General features: G+C 58.9%; 28 protein-coding genes, 2 tRNA genes and 1 pseudogene. 16 read left to right on the forward strand and 15 right to left on the reverse strand.

What is annotated here, in order from left to right; all coding sequences use genetic code 11:
- Positions 1 to 9: 9 nt before the first annotated feature.
- The 5 genes from hisA to OQ248_RS08865 all read right to left on the reverse strand — a co-directional run bounded on the left by hisA (position 10) and on the right by OQ248_RS08865 (position 4,207).
- Positions 10 to 747, reverse strand: a complete 738-nt coding sequence (hisA, locus tag OQ248_RS08845) for a 1-(5-phosphoribosyl)-5-[(5-phosphoribosylamino)methylideneamino]imidazole-4-carboxamide isomerase (protein WP_265812614.1) — start codon at positions 745 to 747, stop codon at positions 10 to 12.
- 42 nt (positions 748 to 789) lie between these two features.
- Complete coding sequence (locus OQ248_RS08850; protein WP_248744177.1) at positions 790 to 1,047, reverse strand: DUF2164 domain-containing protein; 258 nt, start codon at positions 1,045 to 1,047, stop codon at positions 790 to 792.
- Positions 1,048 to 1,686 (reverse strand): imidazole glycerol phosphate synthase subunit HisH, encoded by a 639-nt coding sequence (gene hisH, locus OQ248_RS08855; protein ID WP_085712765.1) that lies wholly within the window; start codon positions 1,684 to 1,686, stop codon positions 1,048 to 1,050.
- Positions 1,686 to 2,279 carry an imidazoleglycerol-phosphate dehydratase HisB gene (gene hisB, locus OQ248_RS08860; RefSeq protein WP_085712764.1) on the reverse strand — a complete coding sequence of 198 codons (594 nt, stop codon included), beginning with the start codon at positions 2,277 to 2,279 and terminating at the stop codon, positions 1,686 to 1,688. The genes hisH and hisB overlap by 1 nt, the downstream gene beginning before the upstream one ends.
- A gap of 263 nt (positions 2,280 to 2,542) precedes the next feature.
- Positions 2,543 to 4,207: an OFA family MFS transporter gene (locus OQ248_RS08865; protein ID WP_085712763.1), complete on the reverse strand. Its 1,665-nt coding sequence runs from the start codon at positions 4,205 to 4,207 to the stop codon at positions 2,543 to 2,545.
- 354 nt (positions 4,208 to 4,561) lie between these two features.
- On the opposite strand from OQ248_RS08865, the gene OQ248_RS08870 reads away from it, so the two are divergent.
- From OQ248_RS08870 to OQ248_RS08890, 5 genes are all read left to right on the forward strand, one after another.
- Positions 4,562 to 6,793, forward strand: a complete 2,232-nt coding sequence (locus tag OQ248_RS08870; RefSeq protein WP_265812615.1) for an AsmA family protein — start codon at positions 4,562 to 4,564, stop codon at positions 6,791 to 6,793.
- Positions 6,790 to 7,857: an A/G-specific adenine glycosylase gene (gene mutY, locus OQ248_RS08875; protein ID WP_265812616.1), complete on the forward strand. Its 1,068-nt coding sequence runs from the start codon at positions 6,790 to 6,792 to the stop codon at positions 7,855 to 7,857. Before OQ248_RS08870 ends, mutY begins: the two co-directional genes overlap by 4 nt.
- A complete protein-coding gene (locus OQ248_RS08880; RefSeq protein WP_085712761.1) occupies positions 7,854 to 8,126 on the forward strand; it encodes an oxidative damage protection protein in 273 nt (90 codons plus the stop codon). The genes mutY and OQ248_RS08880 overlap by 4 nt, the downstream gene beginning before the upstream one ends.
- Positions 8,127 to 8,229: 103 nt before the next feature.
- Positions 8,230 to 8,305 (forward strand) — tRNA-Phe (locus OQ248_RS08885).
- A gap of 136 nt (positions 8,306 to 8,441) precedes the next feature.
- Positions 8,442 to 8,753 carry a hypothetical protein gene (locus tag OQ248_RS08890; RefSeq protein ID WP_265812617.1) on the forward strand — a complete coding sequence of 104 codons (312 nt, stop codon included), beginning with the start codon at positions 8,442 to 8,444 and terminating at the stop codon, positions 8,751 to 8,753.
- Positions 8,754 to 8,796: 43 nt separating this feature from the next.
- Here the strand turns inward: OQ248_RS08890 and OQ248_RS08895 are convergent, their stop codons facing one another.
- The gene (locus tag OQ248_RS08895; protein WP_265812618.1) at positions 8,797 to 9,246 is read right to left on the reverse strand and encodes a carboxypeptidase regulatory-like domain-containing protein; all 450 of its coding nucleotides are present in this window, start codon (positions 9,244 to 9,246) and stop codon (positions 8,797 to 8,799) included.
- Positions 9,247 to 9,507: 261 nt separating this feature from the next.
- Here OQ248_RS08895 and OQ248_RS08900 point away from each other — a divergent pair, with 261 nt between their 5' ends.
- From OQ248_RS08900 to OQ248_RS08915, 4 genes are all read left to right on the forward strand, one after another.
- A complete protein-coding gene (locus OQ248_RS08900) occupies positions 9,508 to 10,566 on the forward strand; it encodes a PDDEXK nuclease domain-containing protein (protein ID WP_265815075.1) in 1,059 nt (352 codons plus the stop codon).
- A 69-nt stretch (positions 10,567 to 10,635) separates the two neighbouring features.
- Complete coding sequence (locus OQ248_RS08905; protein ID WP_265812619.1) at positions 10,636 to 11,610, forward strand: alpha/beta fold hydrolase; 975 nt, start codon at positions 10,636 to 10,638, stop codon at positions 11,608 to 11,610.
- A 31-nt stretch (positions 11,611 to 11,641) separates the two neighbouring features.
- Positions 11,642 to 12,055, forward strand: coding sequence for a hypothetical protein (locus OQ248_RS08910; RefSeq protein WP_265812620.1), 414 nt, complete (start codon positions 11,642 to 11,644; stop codon positions 12,053 to 12,055).
- Between the two features lie 6 nt (positions 12,056 to 12,061).
- Positions 12,062 to 12,514: a hypothetical protein gene (locus OQ248_RS08915; protein ID WP_248738638.1), complete on the forward strand. Its 453-nt coding sequence runs from the start codon at positions 12,062 to 12,064 to the stop codon at positions 12,512 to 12,514.
- Positions 12,515 to 12,584: 70 nt separating this feature from the next.
- Here the strand turns inward: OQ248_RS08915 and gabP are convergent, their stop codons facing one another.
- A complete protein-coding gene (gene gabP / locus OQ248_RS08920; protein WP_265812621.1) occupies positions 12,585 to 13,976 on the reverse strand; it encodes a GABA permease in 1,392 nt (463 codons plus the stop codon).
- 551 nt (positions 13,977 to 14,527) lie between these two features.
- Here gabP and OQ248_RS08925 point away from each other — a divergent pair.
- From OQ248_RS08925 to OQ248_RS08945, 5 genes are all read left to right on the forward strand, one after another.
- Complete coding sequence (locus tag OQ248_RS08925) at positions 14,528 to 15,301, forward strand: ABC transporter ATP-binding protein (protein WP_007897462.1); 774 nt, start codon at positions 14,528 to 14,530, stop codon at positions 15,299 to 15,301.
- A gap of 13 nt (positions 15,302 to 15,314) precedes the next feature.
- Positions 15,315 to 16,064, forward strand: coding sequence for an ABC transporter substrate-binding protein (locus OQ248_RS08930; RefSeq protein WP_085712750.1), 750 nt, complete (start codon positions 15,315 to 15,317; stop codon positions 16,062 to 16,064).
- A gap of 78 nt (positions 16,065 to 16,142) precedes the next feature.
- Positions 16,143 to 16,835 carry an ABC transporter permease gene (locus OQ248_RS08935; protein ID WP_265812622.1) on the forward strand — a complete coding sequence of 231 codons (693 nt, stop codon included), beginning with the start codon at positions 16,143 to 16,145 and terminating at the stop codon, positions 16,833 to 16,835.
- Positions 16,835 to 17,524: an ABC transporter permease gene (locus OQ248_RS08940; RefSeq protein ID WP_134825167.1), complete on the forward strand. Its 690-nt coding sequence runs from the start codon at positions 16,835 to 16,837 to the stop codon at positions 17,522 to 17,524. The genes OQ248_RS08935 and OQ248_RS08940 overlap by 1 nt, the downstream gene beginning before the upstream one ends.
- Complete coding sequence (locus OQ248_RS08945; protein WP_265812623.1) at positions 17,505 to 18,740, forward strand: methyltransferase; 1,236 nt, start codon at positions 17,505 to 17,507, stop codon at positions 18,738 to 18,740. The genes OQ248_RS08940 and OQ248_RS08945 overlap by 20 nt, the downstream gene beginning before the upstream one ends.
- On the opposite strand, the gene OQ248_RS08950 is transcribed toward OQ248_RS08945, so the two are convergent.
- Positions 18,737 to 19,006 (reverse strand): hypothetical protein, encoded by a 270-nt coding sequence (locus tag OQ248_RS08950; RefSeq protein ID WP_265812624.1) that lies wholly within the window; start codon positions 19,004 to 19,006, stop codon positions 18,737 to 18,739. The genes OQ248_RS08945 and OQ248_RS08950 overlap by 4 nt on opposite strands.
- Positions 19,007 to 19,084: 78 nt before the next feature.
- On the opposite strand from OQ248_RS08950, the gene OQ248_RS08955 reads away from it, so the two are divergent.
- Positions 19,085 to 19,921 (forward strand): FkbM family methyltransferase, encoded by an 837-nt coding sequence (locus OQ248_RS08955; RefSeq protein ID WP_265812625.1) that lies wholly within the window; start codon positions 19,085 to 19,087, stop codon positions 19,919 to 19,921.
- Positions 19,922 to 19,996: 75 nt separating this feature from the next.
- Positions 19,997 to 20,072: transfer RNA gene (locus OQ248_RS08960), tRNA-Thr, on the forward strand.
- Positions 20,073 to 20,202: 130 nt separating this feature from the next.
- Here the strand turns inward: OQ248_RS08960 and OQ248_RS08965 are convergent.
- The 7 genes and pseudogenes from OQ248_RS08965 to OQ248_RS08995 all read right to left on the reverse strand — a co-directional run.
- Positions 20,203 to 20,316: pseudogene (locus OQ248_RS08965) on the reverse strand (transcriptional regulator); the annotation flags it as partial.
- 267 nt (positions 20,317 to 20,583) lie between these two features.
- Positions 20,584 to 21,099 (reverse strand): hypothetical protein, encoded by a 516-nt coding sequence (locus OQ248_RS08970; RefSeq protein WP_265812626.1) that lies wholly within the window; start codon positions 21,097 to 21,099, stop codon positions 20,584 to 20,586.
- A 49-nt stretch (positions 21,100 to 21,148) separates the two neighbouring features.
- Positions 21,149 to 21,640, reverse strand: a complete 492-nt coding sequence (locus OQ248_RS08975; protein ID WP_095155734.1) for a helix-turn-helix domain-containing protein — start codon at positions 21,638 to 21,640, stop codon at positions 21,149 to 21,151.
- Between the two features lie 409 nt (positions 21,641 to 22,049).
- On the reverse strand, positions 22,050 to 22,238 hold the full coding sequence (locus OQ248_RS08980; RefSeq protein ID WP_265812627.1) for a hypothetical protein: 189 nt from the start codon (positions 22,236 to 22,238) through the stop codon (positions 22,050 to 22,052).
- A 480-nt stretch (positions 22,239 to 22,718) separates the two neighbouring features.
- Positions 22,719 to 23,003: a helix-turn-helix domain-containing protein gene (locus OQ248_RS08985; RefSeq protein WP_265815076.1), complete on the reverse strand. Its 285-nt coding sequence runs from the start codon at positions 23,001 to 23,003 to the stop codon at positions 22,719 to 22,721.
- 48 nt (positions 23,004 to 23,051) lie between these two features.
- Positions 23,052 to 23,477 carry a type II toxin-antitoxin system HicB family antitoxin gene (locus OQ248_RS08990; protein ID WP_041475113.1) on the reverse strand — a complete coding sequence of 142 codons (426 nt, stop codon included), beginning with the start codon at positions 23,475 to 23,477 and terminating at the stop codon, positions 23,052 to 23,054.
- Between the two features lie 31 nt (positions 23,478 to 23,508).
- Complete coding sequence (locus OQ248_RS08995) at positions 23,509 to 23,691, reverse strand: type II toxin-antitoxin system HicA family toxin (RefSeq protein WP_265812628.1); 183 nt, start codon at positions 23,689 to 23,691, stop codon at positions 23,509 to 23,511.
- Positions 23,692 to 23,956 lie beyond the last annotated feature (265 nt).

A 23,956-nucleotide genomic window follows, 5' to 3' on the forward strand; every position in this document is an offset into this window, starting at 1 on the left:
GGTCAGTCCTCAGCCTTGGTACGAATCGCAGAAAGCTTGCGCTTCGGCGACGTCGAGGGTGCCTTCGTAGATCGCCCGGCCAGTGATTGCGCCGATGATGCCCGGTGCCTTGGCGTCGAGCAGCGCCTTGATGTCACCCAGGTTGTGAATGCCGCCGGAAGCGATTACCGGGATTTTGGTGGCAGCAGCGAGCGCAGCGGTGAACGGTACGTTGCAGCCCTGCATCATGCCGTCTTTGGCGATGTCGGTATAAACGATCGAGGACACGCCGTCGGCTTCGAACTGCTTGGCCAGGTCGATGACCTGCACTTTGCTGATTTCAGCCCAGCCGTCGGTGGCGACAAAACCGTCCTTGGCGTCGAGGCCGACGATGATCTTGCCCGGGAATGCGCGACAGGCTTCGGCGACGAATGCCGGCTCTTTAACAGCCTTGGTGCCGATGATCACGTAGCTCACGCCAGCCTTGACGTAGTGCTCGATGGTTTCCAGCGAACGGATGCCGCCGCCGATCTGAATCGGCAGGGTCGGGTAGCGCTTGGCAATCGCAGTCACCACTTCGCCGTTGACCGGCTGGCCTTCGAAAGCACCGTTCAGATCGACCAGATGCAGACGACGGCAACCGCCCTCCACCCACTTGGCAGCCATGCTCACCGGGTCATCGGAGAACACTGTGGAATCTTCCATGCGGCCCTGGCGCAGACGTACACAGGCACCGTCTTTGAGATCGATAGCGGGAATAATCAGCATCTGGCAAACCTTCAAATTTGAATGTTCAGCTTGGCTCGGAAATCAGTTTTTCTCGAGCGCCCACAGGTCGCTTTCGATGCTTTCAAACCGCTCCTTGAGCTGGGTCTGCACATCGAAAATCGCCCTGTTGTAATAGTGCGGAGCAATTTCGCGGGTAAACAGCTCAAGAATTTCCGCCGCCTCGAACGAACCCAGGTCCAGTTCGAAACGATCCTCCATGAACCGCTGGATCTTGCGGTTGGCGTCGCTTTCCTGCTCGGGTGTGAGGGTCAGGATCGGCGGTTTCTTCTTGGCGGCCATTTACCAGCGACCGTCCCACGCTGCGAAGTTCTGCAGCAATTGCAGGCCATGGGTATGGCTCTTCTCCGGGTGGAACTGCACGGCGAAACGCGAACCTTCGGCCAGCGCTGCGGCGAAATCGACACCGTAATGACCGCTGCCGACCACCTGCCGCGGATTACCGGCGGCGATGTAGTAGCTGTGCACGAAGTAGAAACGCGCCAGGTCCGGAATGTTGTGCCACAGCGGGTGATCCACCGACTGCTTCACTTCGTTCCAGCCCATGTGCGGGACTTTCAGGTGCTCGCCGTCTTCATGCAGGTCTTTGCCGAAGAACTTCACCGCGCCCGGGAACAGGCCGATGCAATCGACGCCGTCGTTCTCTTCGCTGGTGTCGAGCAAGGCTTGCATGCCGACGCAGATGCCGAGGAACGGGCGATCCTGGCTGACTTCACGTACCAGCGAGTCGAAACCGAGGCGACGGATCTCCGCCATGCAATCGCGAATCGCGCCGACGCCGGGGAAAACCACGCGGTCGGCTTCGCGGATCACGTCCGCATCGCTGGTGATCAGCACCTTGCCGGCGCCGACGTGCTCGAGGGCCTTGGCCACCGAGTGCAGGTTGCCCATGCCGTAATCGATGACTGCAACCGTCTGCATTACAGCACGCCCTTGGTCGAAGGCATCTGGCCGGCCATGCGGTCATCCAGCTCGACGGCCATGCGCAGCGCGCGGCCGAAAGCCTTGAATACGGTTTCGATCTGGTGGTGGGTGTTGGTGCCACGCAGGTTGTCGATGTGCAGGCTGACCAGCGCGTGGTTGACGAAGCCCTGGAAGAATTCCTGGAACAGGTCGACATCGAAACCACCAACGGTGGCGCGGGTGTACGGCACGTGCATCTGCAGGCCCGGACGGCCGGAGAAGTCGATCACTACGCGCGACAGCGCTTCATCGAGCGGCACGTAGGCGTGGCCGTAGCGACGGATGCCTTTCTTGTCGCCGATGGCTTGTGCGAAGGCCTGGCCGAGGGTGATACCGACGTCTTCCACGGTATGGTGGTCGTCGATATGCAGATCGCCCTTGCATTGGATATCCAGGTCGATCAACCCGTGACGGGCGATCTGATCCAGCATGTGCTCAAGAAAAGGAACACCGATATCGAATCGGGCCTTTCCGGTGCCATCAAGGTTGATCGAGGCTTTGATCTGGGTTTCCAGAGTGTCGCGCTCGACAGACGCCTTACGTTCGGCCATCACCAGCTCCGCAAAATCATTGGGCGAAAAAGGCAGCCATTATAGGGGCGCGGGGCCGAAACAGAAACACGAGTCGTGATATGGCAGACGGATAGAAGCCCGTGCTGTCGGGGATAGACATGTCCATACAAGCCATTTCGGACAGCCCGAAACAAATGTGGGAGCGGGCTTGCTCGCGAAAGCGGTGGGTCAGCCAACAGTGATGTCGACTGACCAGACGCTTTCGCGGGCAAGCCCGCTCCCACAGGGTTACTGCGTTTTACTTAGTGAAACAGAACCGCCGTCTTCTGCAGGGTCACCCACACACCCCACGCCAACGGAATCCCGACCACCAGCCACGCAGCGATTGCCAGCGGCTTGCTGCCCGGCGCGGCTTTCCACTCCAGCACAGTGCTGCTGTCAGCACCCTTGTCGTGGCCCAGCGCCTGTTCGGCGGCCAGTTCGGCGTCGGTCATGAAGTACTTGTCCGCCACCGGGCGCACCAGCAGATTACACAGGAAACCCAGCACCAGCAGGCCGGCGAGGATGTACAGCGTGATGTCGTAAGCAGCGGCGCGTTCAACACCGATACTCAACTGATATTCACGCAGGTAGTTCACCAGCACCGGACCCAGCACGCCAGCAGCGGCCCAGGCGGTCAGCAGACGACCGTGGATCGCGCCAACCATTTGCGTGCCGAACAGGTCGGCCAGATACGCCGGAACGGTCGCAAAACCACCGCCGTACATCGACAGGATGATGCAGAACGCCGCCACGAACAGCGCCACGTTGCCCAGATGACCGAGGTTCGGGATCAGCGCATACAGCGCAAAACCCAGCGCGAAGAACACGAAGTAAGTGTTCTTGCGGCCCAGGTAGTCCGAGAACGATGCCCAGAAGAACCGACCGCCGATGTTGAACAGGCTCAGCAGACCGGTGAAACCGGCCGCAATCGCCGCGATCGAGGCCAGTTGACCAGCGTCGAGCTGACCGAACGGCAGATCATTGCCCAGTAGCTTGCCGCCGAACACTTCCTGCAACAGTGGCGAAGCCATGCCGAGGATGCCGATACCGGCGGACACGTTCAGGCACAGCACCAGCCACACCAGACGGAATTGCGGGGTTTTCCACGCCACATTCACGTGAACGTGACGGTGGGTGATCATCGCATTCGAGGCTTTCTTCGCCGGCGCGGTCCAGCCTTCAGGCTTCCAGCCGGTTGGCGGCACGCGGTAAGCCAGTGCACCACCGATCATGAACACGAAGTAGATCGCGGCCATGGCCACGAAGCTCTGCCATACGCCGACGCCGGTTGGCGAAGCGAAATGGCTCATCAGTGCGGTTGCCAGTGGAGCGCCAACCATCGCGCCGCCACCAAAACCCATGATCGCCATGCCGGTGGCCATGCCGCGCTTGTCCGGGAACCACTTGATCAGGGTCGAGACCGGCGAGATATAGCCCAGGCCCAGACCGATACCGCCGATCACGCCGGAGCCGATCCACATCAGCCAGATCTGGTGGGTATAGATACCCAGCGCGGAAATCAGCAGACCGCCGCACCAGCACAGTGCCGATACAACGCCGGCCTTGCGTGGCCCGGCGTGTTCGAGCCAGCCGCCCCAGATCGCTGCCGAGCAGCCGAGGAAGATGAAGAACAGGGTGTAGATCCAGCCGAGCATGGAGATCGGCCAGTCGCATTGCGACGAGAAAACCTGTGCGATGAAGCCCATGTCCGGCGCGCAAGCCACCGGCGCGGTGATGCCCAGTGCCTTGGACAGCGGCAGCCAGAACACCGAGAAACCGTAGGCCATGCCGATGCACAAGTGGATGGCCAGAGCGGCCGGTGGGACCAGCCAGCGGTTGAAACCGGGCTTGGCGATGATGCGTTCCTTGGACAGGAACGCAGGCTGGGCGGCGCTGAGGCCGTCCGCCGTGATGCTCGTGCTCATTGTGTATCCCCCAATTATTAGTATGTGTTCGTCAGCCACTGCTCACCCCCGGCCTTTATGCACGCAGGCATGACCGTGTTAGTGGGTGGAGCTCCTTGAAGCGCGACCAAAAGTCGCAGAGGGACGGACGAACGGGCGAAGGTTACCATCTGCACGTGACAGAAATACCAAACTGATATCACCTTTTTCGAGTCATCTGATCTCATATCACCGGGGAACCCTCCCGCCGACCGTTGTCGAAGCGCTGCACGCCGCGGTTCAAGAGGCTCCTCAGGACACCGCACCAGCACGGGGTCAGGCAGCGCTATACTCCCCGGCTAAATTACGAATTCGACTAACTACAAGGACTCGCCCATGAAAGCGTTCGGCAAAATCCTGGGTCTGGTACTTCTCGGGCTGTTGCTGATCATTGTGGCGGCGGGCTTCGCCCTGACCCACTTCTTCGATCCCAACGACTACAAAAACGAGATCCGCCAGATAGCCCGCGACAAGGCCCACATCGAGCTGACGCTCAATGGCGATATCGGCTGGAGCCTGTTTCCGTGGCTTGGCCTGGAACTGCACGAGGCCAGCGTCGCCACCCTGATCAAGCCTGACGAGCCGTATGCCGATCTGCAGATGCTCGGTCTGTCGGTACGCGTGCTGCCGCTGCTGCGCCGCGAAGTGCAGATGAGCGACGTGCGTGTCGAAGGCCTGAACCTGCGCCTGAACCGCGACAAGAACGGCCACGGCAACTGGGAAGACATTGGCAAGCTGCCGGCTGCCGCCCCTGCGCCGGGCAGCACCCCGCCAGCGGCCGCCGGCGAACCGGTCGCCGAAATGCCTGCCCAGCCGGAAAAGCCGCCGCAGCCGATTCGCCTCGACATCGACAGCCTGACCGTCAACAACGCCCGGGTTGAATACAACGACGAGCAGACCGGCAAGCAGTTCAGCGCCGAAAGCATCCAGTTGAGCACCGGTGCGGTACACGATTCGACCAACATTCCGCTGAAAGCCACCGCGTTCCTCAGCACCAATCAGCCCGTGCTGCGGGTGCGCACCGAGCTGAATGGCGAGCTGCGCATCGAGCGCGCCCTGCAACGCTACAAGTTCGAAGACCTGAAGCTGTCCGGCGAACTGACCGGCGATCCGCTGCAAGGCAAGGCCATGACGTTCTCTGCCCAGGGCCAGATGTTGCTGGACAAGGCTGCAAACGTCGCCGAATGGACCGGGATCAAGATCTCCGCCAACCAGTTGCGCGCACTGGGTGAACTGAAGGCCAACGATCTGGACAAGACCCCGCAAATCACCGGCGCGATTTCCATCGCCCAGTTCGATCTGGCGAAGTTCGTCGACAGCATCGGCCAGACCCTGCCGGCCATGGCCGAAGGCAGCCTGAGCAAGGTCGAGCTGGTCAGCCGTGTCGCCGCCACACCGACCAGTCTGGCGCTGGACAACATCAACCTGAAACTCGACGACAGCAGCTTCAGCGGCCGCATCGCCGTCGAAGATTTCGCCAAGCAATCGCTGCGGGCGATCCTCAAGGCCGACACCTTCAACGTCGACCGCTACCTGCCGCCGAAATCGGAAAAAGCCGCCAGCGCCACCCAGGCGCGTCAGACCGAAGTCGCCAGCACCGAAGCCGATGCCATGGCCGGCGCCGGCAGCACCCCTCTGCCGGACAAGCCGAGCAAAAGCGCCTGGAGCACCGAGCGCCTGTTCCCTGTGGAGCGCTTGAGCAAGCTGGACGTGAACGCCGACCTGACCTTCGGCCAGTTGACCCTCGACAAATTGCCGATCCAGAACGCTGCACTGAAAGCCACCGGCCAGGGCGGCCTGCTGACCCTGGAGAATCTGCGCGGCGAGTTGTACAACGGCGACTTCGAAGCCAAGGGCACCCTCGACGTACGCCCGAATGCACCGCTTCTGAATCTGCAAACCCGGATCAACCGCGTGCCGGTGGAAAAAATCCTCGAAAGCCAGGGCAAGAACCCGCCGGTCAAAGGCCTGGTGAACCTCACCAGCACCGTCACCGGTAGCGGCAACAGCCAACAGGCGCTGATCGACACCCTCAACGGCAACGCCAGTTTCGTGATCAACAACGGCGTGTTGCTCAACGCCAACCTTGAACAGCAACTGTGCAAAGGCATCGCCACCCTCAACCGCAAATCCCTGAGCGGCGAGCCGCGGGGCAAGGACACGCCGTTCCAGGAGCTCAAGGGCAACCTGACCTTCCGCAACGGCGTGGCCAGCAACCCGGACCTGAAAGTGCGGATCCCGGGCATGACCGTCAACGGTGACGGCGACATCGACCTGAAAGTGCTGGGCATGGACTATCGCGTCGGCATCATCGTCGAAGGCGACACCAGCGCCATGCCGGATCCGGCCTGCCAGGTCGGCGAGAAGTTCGTCGGCATTGAATGGCCGCTGCGCTGCCGTGGCCCGCTGGAACTGGGCGCCAAGGCCTGCCGCGTGGATAACGAGCGCCTGGGCCAGGTCGCGACCAAAATGGCCGGCGACAAACTCAGCGAAAAAATCGACGAAAAACTGGGCGACAAAGTCAGCCCGGAACTGAAAAACGCATTGAAGGGGCTGTTCAAGCGATGAGAGCGGAGCAGTTTTCCACGGCGGTGCTGGAATGGTTCGACCGCCACGGCCGCCATGATTTGCCCTGGCAACAGAACATCAACCCGTATCGGGTGTGGGTGTCCGAGATCATGTTGCAGCAGACTCAGGTCAGCACCGTGCTCAATTACTTCGACCGGTTCATGGCCGCGTTGCCGACGGTCGAGGCTTTGGCCGAAGCACCGGAGGACGAAGTGCTGCACCTGTGGACGGGCCTGGGTTACTACACCCGCGCACGCAATCTGCAGAAAACCGCAAAGATCGTCGTCAGCCAGTACGGCGGCGAGTTTCCCCGCGATGTCGAGAAGCTCACGGACTTGCCGGGCATCGGCCTGTCCACCGCCGGCGCGATTGCCAGCATCAGCATGGGCCTGCGCGCGCCGATCCTCGACGGCAACGTCAAACGGGTGCTGGCGCGCTTTACCGCACAAGAAGGCTATCCGGGCGAGCCCAAGGTCGCCAAACAGCTGTGGGCCAACGCAGAGCGCTTCACGCCGCAGGATCGGGTCAACGCCTACACCCAGGCGATGATGGATCTGGGCGCCACGCTCTGCACCCGCAGCAAACCGAGCTGCCTGTTATGCCCGCTGGAAAAGGGCTGCGAAGCGCACATGCTTGGCCTGGAGACGCGTTACCCGATCCCCAAGCCGCGCAAGGCCAACCCGCAGAAACGCACGCTGATGCCATTGCTGGCCAACGAGGACGGCGCAATTCTGCTTTACCGCCGCCCGTCCAGCGGATTGTGGGGCGGTCTGTGGAGCCTGCCGGAACTCGACGACCTCGACGACCTGCAACACCTCGCCGCGCAGCACTCGCTGGAACTGGGCGAGCAGCAGGCGCTACCGAGCCTCGTCCACACGTTCAGCCATTTCCAGTTGTCCATCGAACCCTGGCTGGTCCAGGTACAGGAAGCCGGCGGTCACGTGGCCGAGGCCGACTGGCTCTGGTATAACCTCGCCACCCCGCCGCGCCTGGGCCTCGCCGCCCCGGTCAAGACCTTGCTCGAACGCGCGGCCGCCGTCTTGAATGCAGGAGAGTCGACATGACCCGCACCGTAATGTGCCGCAAGTACAAAGAACAACTCGAAGGTCTGGAGCGCCCACCGTACCCGGGCGCCAAGGGCCAGGACATCTTCGAACACGTCTCGGCCAAGGCCTGGGCCGACTGGCAGAAACACCAGACCCTGCTGATCAACGAAAAACGCCTGAACATGATGAACGCCGAAGACCGCAAATATCTGCAGGGCGAAATGGACAAGTACTTCTCCGGCGAGGAATACGCCCAGGCCGAAGGCTACGTTCCGCCAGCGGAATAATCAGCGGAAATCGGGGGTCGGATCGTAAGCGACGGAATTAATTTAAGAAATTTTAAAAAAGTCGTTGACGTAAATCCGAAAAACCCTTTTAATGCGCCCCGTTGCCCAGATAGCTCAGTCGGTAGAGCAGGGGATTGAAAATCCCCGTGTCGGCGGTTCGATTCCGTCTCTGGGCACCAAATACCGAAAACCCTGAATCGCAAGATTCAGGGTTTTTTTATGCCTGCGATTTGATGACGGCTGGATTACGCGCTTCTTGCAGGCCGCCATTCGCGATACTTTGCTCCCCCCTTACGGAAGAGGGTCATCACGTCGATGAACCAGAAACGAACCCGTGTCCCCCTGCCCCATCCACCCCCTTATCGGCCGAGCCGGACTTCATTCTGGCTGACCCTGCTTGTCGGACTGCTGATCGCGTTCGCCATTGGCGCGTCGATCTACATGATCATCGACAGCCTGATCACAGGTTCGATCACGACGAACAATAGAGGCCCACGAAACACCTGGCTGCGCGACCTGCAACCGCACAAATACTGGTTCGAAGTGATATGGCAAAGCCTTGGCACGCTGTTGCTGCTGGCGGTTTCGCTGTTCGGATTACGGATCTACCTGAAACTGCGCAAGTGATCGTGAAGGACGGGATTCGGGGCAAATCCCGTCCTTACCGACGCTATTGATGCCAGTCCCAATGAAACACCAGATTACTGGCTGCGCCGCTGCCGACATTGGCAACGTCCCGGCGCACCTCGCCATTGCGGGTAGCGACCACGGTGTATTTGCCCGGAGGCAACTGTGCATAAACCAGAGGCCCGATCTGGTTCAGGTTCAGAACAGGCTGTCCTGTCGCTTTCTGCACAACCAGGTCGACGTCCGAGGTGTACAGATTTTGCGCACCGACCGCAAAGGTCATGTGCAAGTTGTAACCAGCGGACTGTTGAATGGCCCGCGACTCGTCCAGGCCGATCCCGCCGGACAGATAATTGATCCCGTTCTGCTGTTGCTGCTGGACTTGCACGCCGGCGCTTTCGACAGGCTCGGCACTCGTGGCTTGCGCCAGGAGCGGGAACATCAGAATCGCCACCGCGGCGACGGGCAACATGAGTGAAGTGACGCGTTTCATGATGAGTACTCCCGGGTTCTCGCAGAACCCAATCGTTACTCCTGTTTAGATTTTGCGATGCGGGGCTGGTTTTAGATTGATTGGGAGTTGTCCTGGGTGCGAAAAGGACTACGCGTTGTATTCCCCAATCATCGCCGTCTTCGGTCAGATCCCGCAGAACCCGCTCACCCTTCCTTCAGTTGAACCGGACATGGCCGGCATCGCCAAGCCGTGGGTCATTGGCATGCTCTCGCTTCTGTTTCTCCTGAGCCGGAAGACCTGATGAGCCAACTTGAACCTGCTGATACGCAAGATCCGAAACTCGATTCGTTGCTGGGCGACCTTGGTGACCTGATACGTCAGGCACGCCAAAAAGTACTGCGAACGGTCGATACGATTCAGGTCCAGACCTGCTGGCAGATCGGGCGGCATATTGTCGAGTTTGAACAACAGGGGGCCCGGCGCGCGGGTTATGGAAAGCATTTGCTGGCTACGCTGGCCAAGCGACTGACCGAGGATTTCGGGAAGGGCTTCGATGCATCAAACCTCCGTTATATGCGCTTGTTTTATCAAGCATTTCCAATTCGTGACGCACTGCGTCACGAATTGAGCTGGACCCACTACCGCCGCTTGATACAGGTCGAAAGCGAAACGGCCCGCGAGTGGTACATGAACGAATCCGCCTCGCAAAACTGGTCCAGCCGCGCTCTGGATCGGCAGATCAACACGCTCTACTACGAACGTCTGTTGATGAGCCGAGACAGGACCGACCTCTATGCAGAGGCAGCGACCAACATCGCCGCGATGAAAAGCAATCCCCGGGAGTTCATCCGCGATCCCGTCCTTCTGGAGTTTCTCGGCCTGCCATCACCGGGCAAGCTTCAGGAGTCCGAACTGGAACAGGCCTTGATCGATCAGCTCCAGGGGTTTCTCCTCGAGCTGGGCAAGGGCTTCGCCTTTGTCGGTCGCCAGCAACGGATCAGCGCGGGCGACGATGATTTTTACATCGACCTGGTGTTCTACAACTATCTGCTCAAATGTTTCGTCATCATTGACCTCAAGCGCGGCAAACTCAGTGCTCGGGACGTCGGGCAGATGGACATGTACATCCGCATGTACGACGACCTCAAACGCAGCGAGGCCGATGGGCCCACAGTCGGGATCATTCTCTGTGCGCAACAGAACGAGTCGGTTGCGCACTACTCGATGCTCAAGGGCAATGAACAACTGTTCGCCAGCAGCTATAAGCTGGTGCTGCCGAGCGAAGATGAATTGCGAGCGGAATTGAACCGTGAACAGCTTCAACTCGAAGAGCGCCTGCGCAATCAGTCGAGTGAATAAACACTGACGGATTGTTCACGAGAGCTGCCGAGACTATCGTTGGCAGCTACTTCGCGAAGGTCGAGAGCCATGGGTTTTCAAGAGACGCACGCACTGGAAAATGCTCAGGACAGAGTCGCCCTCACAAGCGACGTTCAGGACGAACCCTTCCGCGAGCCCGCCGCCGATGGTTATCCCCTTGGCGGCTTCACCTGGCGCCGCGCTTCACCTGACCCACAGCGCCCGGTGGTCATCATTAACGCCGCCACCTCGGTGCGTTGCCGCCACTATTCGCGTTTTGCCGCTTACCTGTTCGCGCACAATTTCGATGTGATCATCTTCGACTACCGGGGCATTGGTGAGTCGCGACCAGCGTCGATGAAGCGCTTACAAGCTTCGTGGACGGATTGGGGAGCACTGGATTTCGAGGCGATGCTCAATCGCGCTCAGCGGGAGTTTACCGGCCAGCCGATCGATGTGGTCGGGCACAGTTTTGGCGGTTGTGCGGCGGGGCTCGGCGCTTCCGGATCAGCGATCCGACGACTGGTAACCGTCGGCGCTCAGTTCGCCTACTGGCGCGATTACGCCCCGGAACATCGCTGGCGCATGTTCGGCAAATGGCATCTGCTGATGCCGCTGCTGACGCTGTTCTGCGGTTACTTCCCCGGCAAGCGTCTTGGTTGGCTGGAAGACACACCCGCTGGTGTGGTGCGCGACTGGAGCACGCCTGCCGCGCGGTATGAACGGCGTCCGAGCGGTCGGGCGATGTTGGCAAAAACTGGTCACCTGCCCTTCAGCAACGTCCACGCAGACACTCTGGCGATCAGCATCAGCGACGATCCTTACGGAACCATCCCGGCAACCGAACGCTTGCTCGATTACTTCCGCAATGCGCAAAAGACCCACCTGCGAATCGAACCGCAGGACATCGGCGAAAAAGAAGTCGGACATTTCGCCTTTTTTCGCAGCGCATACCAAGCCACACTATGGCCCATCGCGCTGACCTGGCTGCAAACCGGCGCACTGGCCCCCGATACACCGGGGCGGAAAGTGCCGCGCAGTTGAGTCCCCTCCAACGCATCACGGAACACACACCATGGCTTCCGCCAACAAGCAGCAAAAACGCGCCGCACGGGCCAAGACCAAGGCCAAGCAGAACCGCACCAAACGCGCCGAGGCACCGGTCGAACTGGACCCGAACGACGACCGCATCGATTTCGAGTCGGTAGACCTGACCGAACTGTTCAAGAAAATGATCGACGCCGAGAAGATCAGCCAGCAGGCCATGTGCACCGCGTTCCTCGAGGACCCGCTGCTGGAGCTGGTGTACGAGCAGGAAGGCGAAGAAGGCGCGATGGATTTCATCCTCGCCGCCCTGATCGAGTACCGCCAGTGGTCCACCGAGACCGACGAAGCCGGTGCCCTGGCCTGGATCGAGTCGCCTGAATTCCAGAAAGACTATGTGGCCGCGTCCGACGCGATCGCCGCACAAACCCAACAGAAAGACTGAGTTCCCATGGCATCCCTGAACAAACAGCAGAAACGCGCCAAACGCGCCAAGGCCAAAGCCAAGCAGATCCGCATGGTCGGCCGCAAACCTCTGGCCCTGGACGATGACCACGGTCACCTGGCCGAACCGATCCCGGAATACACCCTGGCGATGTTCAGCAAGATGCGCGACGCCGAAGCCGTCAGCCGCGACGACATGCTGCTGACCCTGCTGCGGGAACTGGCGTTCATCATCGTCGACCATCCTGAACTGCTGGACATGGAAAACGCCGACGACGAAGGCATGGCTGCCACTCACCTGGCCGCCGACATGCTGATCGACTATCGCATGTGGGCCGATGGCATGGATCGCGAGACGGCCCAGGCCTGGCTGAGCGAGCCGCAGTTCATCACCGACTTCGGGAAGGCACTGGACACCTACGGCCAGTCGCTCGAAGCGCAGGAAGAAAAGAGCGAATAAACCTAGCCCGCAAACAAAAACGGCCGCTTGTCATCACTGACAGCGGCCGTTTTGCATTACGCGATACGGATCAGTTCAACACCACCGCACCACGGTTTTCTGCCTTGCGACGACGCGCCACGAGCATGCCGGTCGCGACAACCACCAGACTCAGCAGGCCGGTCGCGAGGATTTCCACGCGGTGGGCTTCCTGGAACAGCATGATGGTCAGGGCGGCCACGATGAACACGATCACCGCGTAGGTCAGGCCCGGGAACAGCCACATGCTGAAGACGATTTTCTCGCCGCGAGCCATGCGTTGTTTACGCATGCGCAGCTGCGAAACCGCGATCACCAGGTACACCAGCAGCGCGATGGCGCCGGAGCTGGCCAGCAGGAACTCGAACACCGCAGCCGGAGCCACGTAGTTGGCGAAGGTGCACAGGAACGCCGCGCCAGTGGACAGCATCACCGCCCAGTAAGGGGTGCCGCTCTTGTTGGTGCGGGTTGCCATGGCAGGCGCATCGCCACGCTTGCCGAGGGAGAACAGCATGCGCGAAGAGGTGTACAGCGCCGAGTTCAGGCAGCTGGTCACAGCGACCAGAACCACGATGTCGACGATCATCTTGGCGTTAGGGATGCCCATGCGTTCCAGCACGGTCTGGTAGGAACCGAGGCTGGCCAGCGCTGGATCGTTCCATGGCACCAGGGCCACTACGATGAAGATCGATACGAGGTAGAACAGACCGATCCGCCAGATCACCGAGTTGGTGGCCTTGGAAATCTGCTTGCCCGGGTTCTTCGATTCCGCGGCCGCGATGGTTACGATTTCGGTACCCATGAAGGAGAACATGGTGGTCAGGATCGCGCCCAATACAGCGCCCAGGCCGTTTGGCAGGAAGCCCTGGGTGTCGAAGATGTGCGAAACGCCGCTCACCTGGCTGTTCGGCAGGAAACCGAAAATAGCCGCCACACCCAGGATGATGAAACCGATGATCGCCACGACTTTGAGCAGGGCGAACCAGAATTCGAACTCACCGTAGTTTTTCACGCTGAACAGGTTGGTCACGGTCAGCAGCATGGTGATGATCAGCGCGAAGGCCCAGATCTCCACACCCGGGAACCAGGCGTGCAGGATGGTCGCGGCGGCGTTGGCCTCCAGCGGGATCACCAATACCCAGAACCACCAGTAGAGCCAGCCGATGGTGAAACCGGCCCAATGGCCGATGGCGCGGTCGGCATAAGTCGAGAAGGAGCCGGTATCCGGCGAGGCAACGGCCATTTCGCCGAGCATGCGCATGACCAGCACAACCAGCATGCCGGCAGCGGCGTAGGCCAGCAGCACGGCCGGGCCGGCGGCAGCGATGGCGTGGCCGGAGCCGACGAACAGACCTGCACCGATCACACCGGCGATCGACAGCATGGTCACATGACGCGGTTTGAGCCCCTGTTCGAGGCCATTGGAGCTTGGGGTACTGCTCATTGAAACTACCTTTGCGAGGAAAGCGATTGCGTCCGGCCCGTCTGGCGTTCCTTCTCGTAAAAAGAATCCAACGGGGCGTTCCAGATTCTGCACGCAATAATTGCGCCAAAATGTTTCAAACTCTTCTGGCCCGCGGTTTTTAGCGCGACCGGACAGTCATCGCAAGCCCTTGAGAATACTGGCCTTTCGCCAAAGCGTTACCCTGCGACTCACTTTTCAAACGAACGAGCGCACCAGAAACACACTGAAAAAGTGCGGGATGCACAATAAAAGGGCGAATGAGGAACGTTCGGCCGGATAGCGCTTCCAACACCCCGCCAAAGGTGGCAACATCGCGCCTTTTTTTACGCGACACCCACGGGAATCAACGTTCAAACGCCCGTTCGGTTGTTGACGGGGCGACAGTCTGCTGCGCTGATGCGACAACCTGCCACACGCCATCCGTTTACCGCTCGTAGCGCTGTTGGCTGCCATTGAAACGCTATGCTAGCTTGGCCGCCTCGCCAGGAAGGCCACCAACAGCTGGAGCGCAACATATATGAGGAACGCACATGGCTGAGGCCACGCCCGCGCTTGAAATCCGCAACCTGCACAAACGCTACGGACAGCTTGAGGTGCTCAAAGGCATCTCGCTGACCGCCCGCGACGGCGATGTGATCTCGATCCTCGGTTCCTCCGGTTCCGGCAAGTCCACGTTCCTGCGTTGCATCAACCTGTTGGAAAACCCGCACCAGGGCCAGATCCTGGTCGCCGGGGAAGAACTCAAGCTCAAGGCCGCCAAGAATGGCGAACTGGTTGCCGCCGATGGCAAGCAGATCAATCGCCTGCGCTCCGAGATTGGTTTTGTGTTTCAAAACTTTAATCTGTGGCCGCACATGAGCGTGCTCGACAACATCATCGAAGCCCCGCGCCGCGTGCTCGGCCAGAGCAAGGCCGAAGCCATCGAAGTCGCCGAAGCCCTGCTGGCCAAGGTCGGCATCGCCGACAAGCGCCACGCCTACCCGGCGCAACTGTCCGGCGGCCAGCAACAGCGCGCGGCGATTGCCCGCACGCTGGCGATGCAACCCAAGGTGATCCTGTTCGACGAGCCCACCTCCGCCCTTGACCCGGAAATGGTCCAGGAAGTACTTAATGTCATCCGCGCATTGGCCGAAGAAGGCCGCACCATGCTGCTCGTGACCCACGAAATGGGGTTCGCCCGTCAGGTGTCCAGTGAAGTGGTATTCCTCCACCAGGGCCTGGTCGAAGAGCAAGGATCGCCACAGCAGGTGTTCGAAAACCCGCTTTCGGCGCGCTGCAAACAATTCATGTCCAGCAACCGCTAACGGAGCTACCCGCATGCAGAACTACAAAAAGGTCTTCCTGGCCGCCGCCGTCTCCCTGGCGTTCAGCGCCGGCGCCATGGCCGAGACCCTGAAGATGGGCATCGAAGCCGCTTACCCGCCGTTCAACAATAAAGACGCCAGCGGCCAGGTTGTTGGCTTCGACAAAGACATCGGCGATGCCCTGTGCGCCAAGATGAAAGTCGAATGCAGCGTCGTGACTTCCGACTGGGACGGCATCATCCCGGCTCTGAACGCCAAGAAGTTCGACTTCCTGATTTCCTCGCTGTCGATCACCGACGAGCGCAAGGGCGCGGTGGACTTCACCGACCCGTACTACTCGAACAAGCTGCAGTTCATCGCGCCGAAAAACGTCGACTTCAAAACCGACAAGGACGCGCTCAAAGGCAAGATCATCGGTACGCAACGCGCGACCCTGGCCGGCACCTGGCTTGAAGACACCTACGGTAGCGATATCCAGGTCAAACTCTATGACACTCAGGAAAACGCCTACCTCGACCTGACTTCCGGTCGTGTCGACGCGATTCTCGCCGACAAGTACGCCAACTATGACTGGCTGAAAACCGACGCCGGCAAGAACTACGAGTTCAAGGGCGACCCGGTCGTGGAAAGCGACAAGATCGGCATCGCCGTGCGCAAAGGTGACCCGCTGCGTGAGAAGCTGAACGCCGCACTGAAGGAAATCGTCGCTGACGGTACCTACAAGAAGATCAACGACAAGTACTTCCCGTTCAGCATCTACTGATCCTGACGTGCGGGACCTGCGCCGTGATCCGACGGTGCAGGCTCCCGGCCTTGCCTGCCGCGATTTGAAAAGAAATCCATGATTATCGACCTCTACGGATTCGGCCCGGTGCTACTCGCCGGCGCGCTGATGACCGTCAAACTGGCACTCTCGGCCCTGTGCGTCGGGCTGGTGCTCGGTCTGCTCGGCGCCCTGGCCAAGACCTCCCCGTTCAAGCCGCTGCAGTGGCTTGGCGAAACCTACTCGACCCTCGTACGTGGTGTGCCGGAACTGCTATGGGTTCTGCTGATCTACCTCGGCACCATCAAGACGATGAATGCCATTGGCGAATACTTTGGTAATCCCGACCTGGCACTGAGCCCTTTCGTGGCAGGCGTAACCGCCCTCGGACTGTGCTTCGGCGCCTATGCCACGGAAGTCTTTCGTGGTGCGATCCTGGCCATTCCCAAAGGCCATCGTGAGGCCGGCCAAGCCTTGGGCCTGTCGAAATGGCGGATTTTCACCCGGCTGATCATGCCGCAGATGTGGCGTATCGCCCTGCCAGGCCTTGGCAACCTGTTCATGATTCTGATGAAAGACACCGCGCTGGTGTCGGTCATCGGTCTGGAAGAAATCATGCGCAATGCGCAGAACGCCGTGACCTTCGCCAAGCATCCATTCACCTTCTATCTGGTTGCTGCCTTCATGTATCTGGTCCTGACCATACTGGCGATGATCTCTATGCACTTCTTGGAAAAACGCGCCGCTCGTGGCTTCGTGAGGACGACGTAATGGAATGGGAAGTCATCTACAAGTGGCTGCCGAAGTTCTTTCAGGGCGCCCTGCTGACACTTGAACTGGTGGGCATTGCCGTTATTCTCGGGTTGCTGCTGGCGATTCCTCTGGGCATCGCTCGCTCCTCCAAACTCTGGTTTGTCCGCGCTTTTCCTTACGCTTACATCTTTTTCTTCCGGGGCACTCCGTTGCTCGTGCAACTGTTCCTGGTCTACTACGGCCTGGCTCAGTTCGACGCCGTACGCGGCAGCTTCATGTGGCAGTACCTGCGAGATCCATTCTGGTGTGCCACTGCCACGATGACTTTGCATACAGCCGCTTACATCGCCGAGATCCTGCGTGGCGCCATTCAAGCCATCCCGCCGGGGGAAATCGAAGCCGCACGCGCACTGGGCATGTCCAAGGCCAAGGCATTGTTCTATATCGTCCTGCCCCGCGCCGCGCGCATCGCTCTGCCGGCCTACAGCAACGAAGTCATTCTGATGCTGAAGGCCAGTTCTCTGGCGAGCACGGTGACCTTGCTCGAACTTACTGGCATCACCCGCACCATCATTGCCCGCAACTACCTGACAGTGGATATGTTCTTCACCGCAGGCGTCATTTACCTGCTGATGTCGTTTGTACTCGTTCAGGCGTTCAAGCAGCTGGAGCGATGGTTGCGCGTCGATGCCTGCCAAGGACGCTGATGTTTCCAGCGTGCTGACGGGCGAGGACTTACTCGCCCGTTTCACGGCACTGGATACATTTCTCACAGCACATCAGCCGCTGTGGAAACCCCGCCCGTTTACTCATCTGCAACTTCCTTGGGAAGCGCCCTGCCCGGAGCTGGCCTCGTGGCTACGTGGACGCTCACTGGAAGATGCGGAAAACGCTCACAACAACCCTGCCGAACTCTTGAGTGCGCCGGAGCCGTTTGCTTCATTGGCGGCACTGTCGCTTGAACTGAGTGCGGTGGGTGAGTTGCCCGCACATTCACTGGAAGCTGCTGGCCATCGCCTGAATGTCGATGTGCCGGGGCGCAAATGGAAGCAGATCGAGGCGTTCGCCAGCCGCTTGTCGTTCACCTCGCAACCGAAGCACTGGCTGGACTGGTGTTCGGGCAAAGGCCATTTGGGGCGGCGCCTGCTCGGTGTCGACCAGCAACTCACCTGCCTGGAATATGACCCGGCGCTGGTTGCCAGCGGTCAGGTGCTGAGCGAGCGTCACCACCTGCATGCGCTGCATGTCGAGCAGGATGTGCTCGCGGCGGACACGGCTTTATTGCTGAACAGCGAACACACACCTGTCGCCCTGCACGCTTGCGGTGACTTGCATGTGCGACTGATGCAACTGGCTTCGGTGACTGGATGTCGACAATTGGCGATCGCACCGTGTTGCTATAACCGGATCAGTCGCACGGAATATCAGACGTTGTCCTGCGCCGGCTCGCGCTCTGCCCTACAGCTCTCACTGGAAGATCTGTCGCTGCCCATGAGCGAAACCGTCACCGCCGGTGCCCGCGTCCGACGTCAACGCGATACTTCCATGGCCCGCCGACTGGCTTTCGATCTGCTGCAACGGCAAGTGCGCGGCGTCGAGGAATACCTGCCGACACCTTCCCTGCCAAGCGCATGGCTGGAAAAACCGTTCGCCGATTTCTGCCGCGACCTGGCAGCGCTGAAAGAGTTATCCACAGTCGGCGAGCAGAATTGGCCGGCACTGGAAGCCGCCGGTTGGCAGCGGTTGGCCGAAGTTCGCAACCTGGAATTGCTGCGAGGACTGTTCCGACGCCCGCTGGAGCTTTGGCTGAACCTTGATCGGGCACTTTTCCTCACCGAGCAGGGATACGTCGTACGCCTCGGCACCTTCTGCGAAGCGCCGCTCACACCGCGCAATTTCCTGTTACTGGCGGAACGCGCTTAAATCTTTACAGCCTGTGGATAACTCTGTTGATGGAATTCTCGTGGATCCAATATCCACGCCTGTTTCAAGCCATTAACAGCCTTGGTCATTTTTTGTTCAAACAAATAAAAAACCGGTAAAACAGGGATTTGCGCATCAAATGAGAACCCGTCCACAAAATCCCCTCTAAGCGCGCTCTCTTCAAAGCCCGTTGTGCATAAGCCCCCAAGCAAAAGGACATAACCGCCGAATCGCGGACGGGAGGAGCGGAAAATTGCACCGGCCAACCACCCTTGCTATACAGGCTCACACCGTGCCGGCAGCACACGCACGAACAAGAAGAACCTGACCGACAGGGAGCGACCGTGACGTTCATCTCTTACGCACAGAATTTCGAAGACATCCGCCTGTGGCGCGCCCTTAAATTCTTCGAGAACGGCTTCTATATAGATGTCGGCGCCAACGACCCGACCCACGACTCGGTGACCAAGGCGTTCTATGATCGCGGCTGGAGCGGCATCAACGTCGAGCCGATGCAGAACTTCCACGACGCCCTGCGCCAGCAACGCCCCCGCGACACCACGCTGCAATGCATCGCCAGCGATGAACCCGGCGAAGTGACCTTCTACGGCATTCCCGGCACCGGCCTGTCCACCGCCGACCCGGTCACCGCCCAGGAGCGTCGCGACCTCGGCCTCGATGTGCGCAGCCTCACCGTCAAGGCCCGCACCCTGACCTCGATCTGCGAAGAACACGTCGCCGGCCGCGAAATCCACTTCCTGAAAATCGACGTCGAAGGCCACGAGGAAACCGTGCTACGCGGCATGGACTTCGCCCGCTTCCGCCCGTGGATCATCCTCATCGAAACACCGTTCGAACGCGACCACACCTGGGAACACCTGATCACCGACGCCGGCTACACCAACGTCTGCTTCGACGGCCTCAACAGCTACTTCCTGGCCGACGAACACCTGAACCTCAAACCCGCCTTCGACATGCCGCCCTGCCAGCTCGACAACTTCCAGCTGTGCCTCGGCCACCCCTTCGCCCACCCCGTCAGCCCCGGCGAAGCCGAAGCCCTGGCGCAAATCAGCGCCGCCACGCAACGCGCCGAACACGCCGAAGCCCAACTGCGCGCCCTCCAGAACAACCGCGCCTGGCGAGCCATCCAGAAACTGCGCAACGTCCTGCGCCGAGCCTGATCAAAGCCCGCGCAAAAATAGTCAGAATTCAGGGGTTTACAGAACCAACCCAGTCGCTATAATCGTCGCCCACACGCCGGTATAGCTCAGATGGTAGAGCAACTGACTTGTAATCAGTAGGTCCCGGGTTCGATTCCTGGTGCCGGCACCATACAAAACAAAGCCCCTGCAGAAATGCAGGGGCTTTGTTGTTTCTGGAGTGTCCACATTTCGTCCACATCTCCGATCGCCGGCAACCGCATTGCCAGTTCTAATCGGAACAATCCGTAGACGATTTCAACTCAGGCTGGCTGCAAATCCCGCAATGCTTCCGGATGCTGGCTAGCAACACGTAACAATGTCTGTGCCGCGCCTGTCGGCTGCCTGCGACCTTGCTCCCAATCCTGCCGCGTCTGAAAAATAAATCTGTCACCTTTTCTCCGTCACCGTTTCTCCTCTGGGAATCTAGGGGGGGAGGCGTAGGGGACTGGAGGGGGGGAGAAATGTTTGCAATTTGCTTAGCGCTTGCTTAACATTGACCTCGACTACGCAGACAGCAGAAAATTTGTCGGCGGAGCTGCGAAGGCCTGGCTAGCCAGGGTCATATGAAGGGAAATCGCAGGCATATGGGTTGTTCTGCTTCAGTGCAGGAGACTTGCCTTCGAGGCCGTCCTTCCTCGTAGTCACTTAATGTTTCGGATCTTGGCCTCGGTTGCGTGATACGCAGTAACCGGGGCCAAGTACCTTATAGCCCCGTCCTCGCATACTTTTACGACCGCCAAGGCGTAATAGCTTCCATTGCCTACGCTGACCTTTCTGCCGGTGTTAAAGAGAATACCCTGAGCATGCTTGGGCTTGTTCAAGCCTATCTGGCTGTAAGCGCAGTACGCGTTCACCAGGATCTGCAAAGCTTCTTCTGGGGTGCAGTGGTCTTTGCTCTCGCGAGAATCCAATGGATGAGCGATGGCTTGAAGATCAATCAAAATGCCCCTCCGGTTTGGCTCCGGCCAGCCCTTTTCACGGCATATACGCTTTATCCGGTCAAACTGCTTGGGAGTCAGCAAGTAGGTGAATTCAGGCGCATGCTGCACCTGGCTTAATTCGACACCTGCCTCGTGCATGCTGATGACGACACTCATCAACTCACGGAAGGCATCTGCCAGGCTTTCATCACCCAGTTGTGTAGCGGTTTTGTTCATCGTCGTACTTCCTTGGGGTTCGACGACTGAATCGTCCACCGCTGTCCTCTTATTTGACCAATTCCAAAGTGGCTGGCTTTTTACGTGTAGCACGGCCGTCACCAGTAGCTTTTTGCTTCTCGCGCGCGTCCACGATGGCTTTAGCGTAGGGGGTAGCGGCCTCGATGATCCCATCGAAGGAATAGCGATTCGCGAGGTTGCCGCCCAACTTCGACTTTCGGGCGTGTCGAGTGATGAATTTCATTTCCTCAAGCTCGGCGATTGACCGCTGGATTGTCCGGGCCGTTACCCCAATTTTCTTAGCAAGGGTCTCTTTGGTCGGATAAGGATCATTGCCCGCCTGCCACCAGTAGCCGGCCAGATGCAGAATAATCACGATATGCAGGTGTTTCAGCCCCAGTTGTTGTGAACAGTCGAAAAGCACATTGGGAATGGCTGTCCATCCCGCCGCTACCAAATCCTTTCCCCATCGTTTCTCGATTTCCTTGCTTTCTACCGGCGCCGGCTTTTTCGCCTTCACCGTTGTCGTTAACTTAGTCATCCCCTGATCCCCCTTAATTTGCCGTTGGCTGGAGTATGGTGGCTCTAAACAGGGCTGGCAACGGTGGGGGGGGAGGCGCCTGTGTCAGCCCCATAAGTTAAGTTTACTGTGTCTCGATTTGCTAAATGTGTTTCAAAGTTGGATGTGTTTAGCGATGAGTATGTTTTGGGAGTCGATAATGTCTCCTGGAGGGAGAAAGCTACGCCTCTAAGGAGGAAGACATCCACGCCTTCAGTGGGGGTCATAAAAGCCTCCCCTATCGTGAAAAAAAAACTGATTTTTCTGAGTTTTTTTTCAAAAGACGTCATAGGCGCGCTTTACGACTGACTCAAGCCCTCATATTTCGCAATCATCGGCTTGTTTTTTCTGGTCGTAGGGGTCATGGGGTGCTCGCCTGGAATTGAATGTCCTATTCGTTAGCTGCGTAGTTGGCTTCCTCGCGCCATTTGCTAATGGCATTTGGTTCGGAACTTCCACGGACAACGATCTGTTTTCCGCGAAAATCCGCATAAGCTAGGTATGAGCGCCCGTCTTTCACCACCCAGCCCTGAATCTGTTTGCCATCGATTTGGGCGTGAAACTTTTTTGCTGCGCTCATGACCAAGGCCTCCATCGGTTTGGACCAATATGCCGTCACGACAGGCTTCGGATCAAATCTGATCAGCAGGATTTATGGCGCGGCGATAGTTCAACTCCTCGTTAGCTGGGCCTGTGCATAAATGGTAAGAAGTGGACCAGAGACAAGCCTCCGGCAGTGGAACGGATCGCCAGCGGCGGCCCAGAACACCGGCGCGAAATTTATTCAGCATCCCGCATTCCGGGTTCGATTCCACAGAAAGCCATAACTAGCTGATTTATTTATAGCTACTAATTGAGGTAGCCGAATCTTCCAGCGAATTCCAGACCCGCAGAAAACCTAGCCTCGCCGCAAGCTACCGTTCGTCTGGTGCCGCACCATAGCCTCTGCAGAAATGCAAGGGCTTCGTTGTTTATGGAACGTCTACATTTCGTCCACATCTCCGATCGCCGACAATTGCATAGCCGGTTCTAGTCGGAACAATCCGTAGACGATTTCAACTCAGGCTGGCTGCAAATCCTGCAATGCTTCCGGATGCTGGCTAGCAACACGTAACAATGTCTGTGCCGCGCCTGTCGGCTGCCTGCGACCCTGCCCCCAATCCTGCAACGTCCGCAGACTCACACCGATCAACTTGGCAAATGCGCTCTGCGAAACGCCCACCTTGGCCCGCGCTTCAGCCGCCGCCGAGAGTGGCACCTCTGTCACACGAGCAGCTTTTCCCGCCTTCATTTGGCGGCCAGAGTCCAGCAAGTCCTGCTGGAATTGCTCCAGTTCATTGACCACCGCTATTTCATCATCCAATTACTTTTCTCCAACGCTCAGTTGGTGAACCTACGCAGCCTCAACCGAAAGCAAAATCCGGCGCCCAAGTTGCTGCAACGCACGCTCAACATTCTCAATCTTGGAGTGATGCAGGAAATCGACTAACCGATCTACCTGGGGTCGTTGCACACCTAAGCGTCGTGCCAGTTCAGCCTTGCTCACCCCAGACTCCAGAAGCGTATTCCAGAGCCCAACCTTTGCCGCAGTCAGTGCAGGCAGACGCAATACCGCGTCACTTTCCTGTTCTCCCGCATCACCTGTCGGAATCAACCGGCGATCATCAACGTAGATCGACAATGCCGTTTCCATTGCATCAATGGCGCCGTCGAGTGCTTCCTCGAGGGTGTCGCCAGCGGCGTGCATCTCTGGAATTTCTGCGCAGGACAACCAGACACTGCCCGGCTCTTCGTGGACTTCCAACGCATATTCGAACATTACGCTTCCTCTCATAGGGTACAACTGGGCCTCAATCCTTGAGGCCCAGCTGTTTGATTATCGATTTTCTCAACCCTTCGCCGATTTCCTTGGCTCCGTGGTCGGGAAAGACAGTTGATTTGCCATTCAAGGAAACCTTGAAATGACTACCCCTGCCGGTTTGGAACTCGACGCCTTGGGCTTTCAACCATCGCCGAAACTCGCTGTACTTCATGTGCATCACTCGCTGTTTCGGTCGAGCGAATGTGCAACATATTTGCTGCGCATGCAACATAACTGTTGCATGCGCACATCTGGAACATCGCTAGCCTCCGCCACCACCTGGCCACGATTGCGCTCAACTCTCCCCCCACGCTACCGTCAAACCCGTCGCTGCCAATTCAGCGACCGGGCCTGATAACCCGCGTAAGATACAGGCGCACCAGCGCCCCAACCCACGATTGCCGGCGCTTTTTTATGCCTGCAATTCCGTGTAATGG

The organism is Pseudomonas sp. COW5, assembly GCF_026240005.1.
In the GTDB taxonomy this organism is placed as follows: domain Bacteria; phylum Pseudomonadota; class Gammaproteobacteria; order Pseudomonadales; family Pseudomonadaceae; genus Aquipseudomonas; species Aquipseudomonas kribbensis.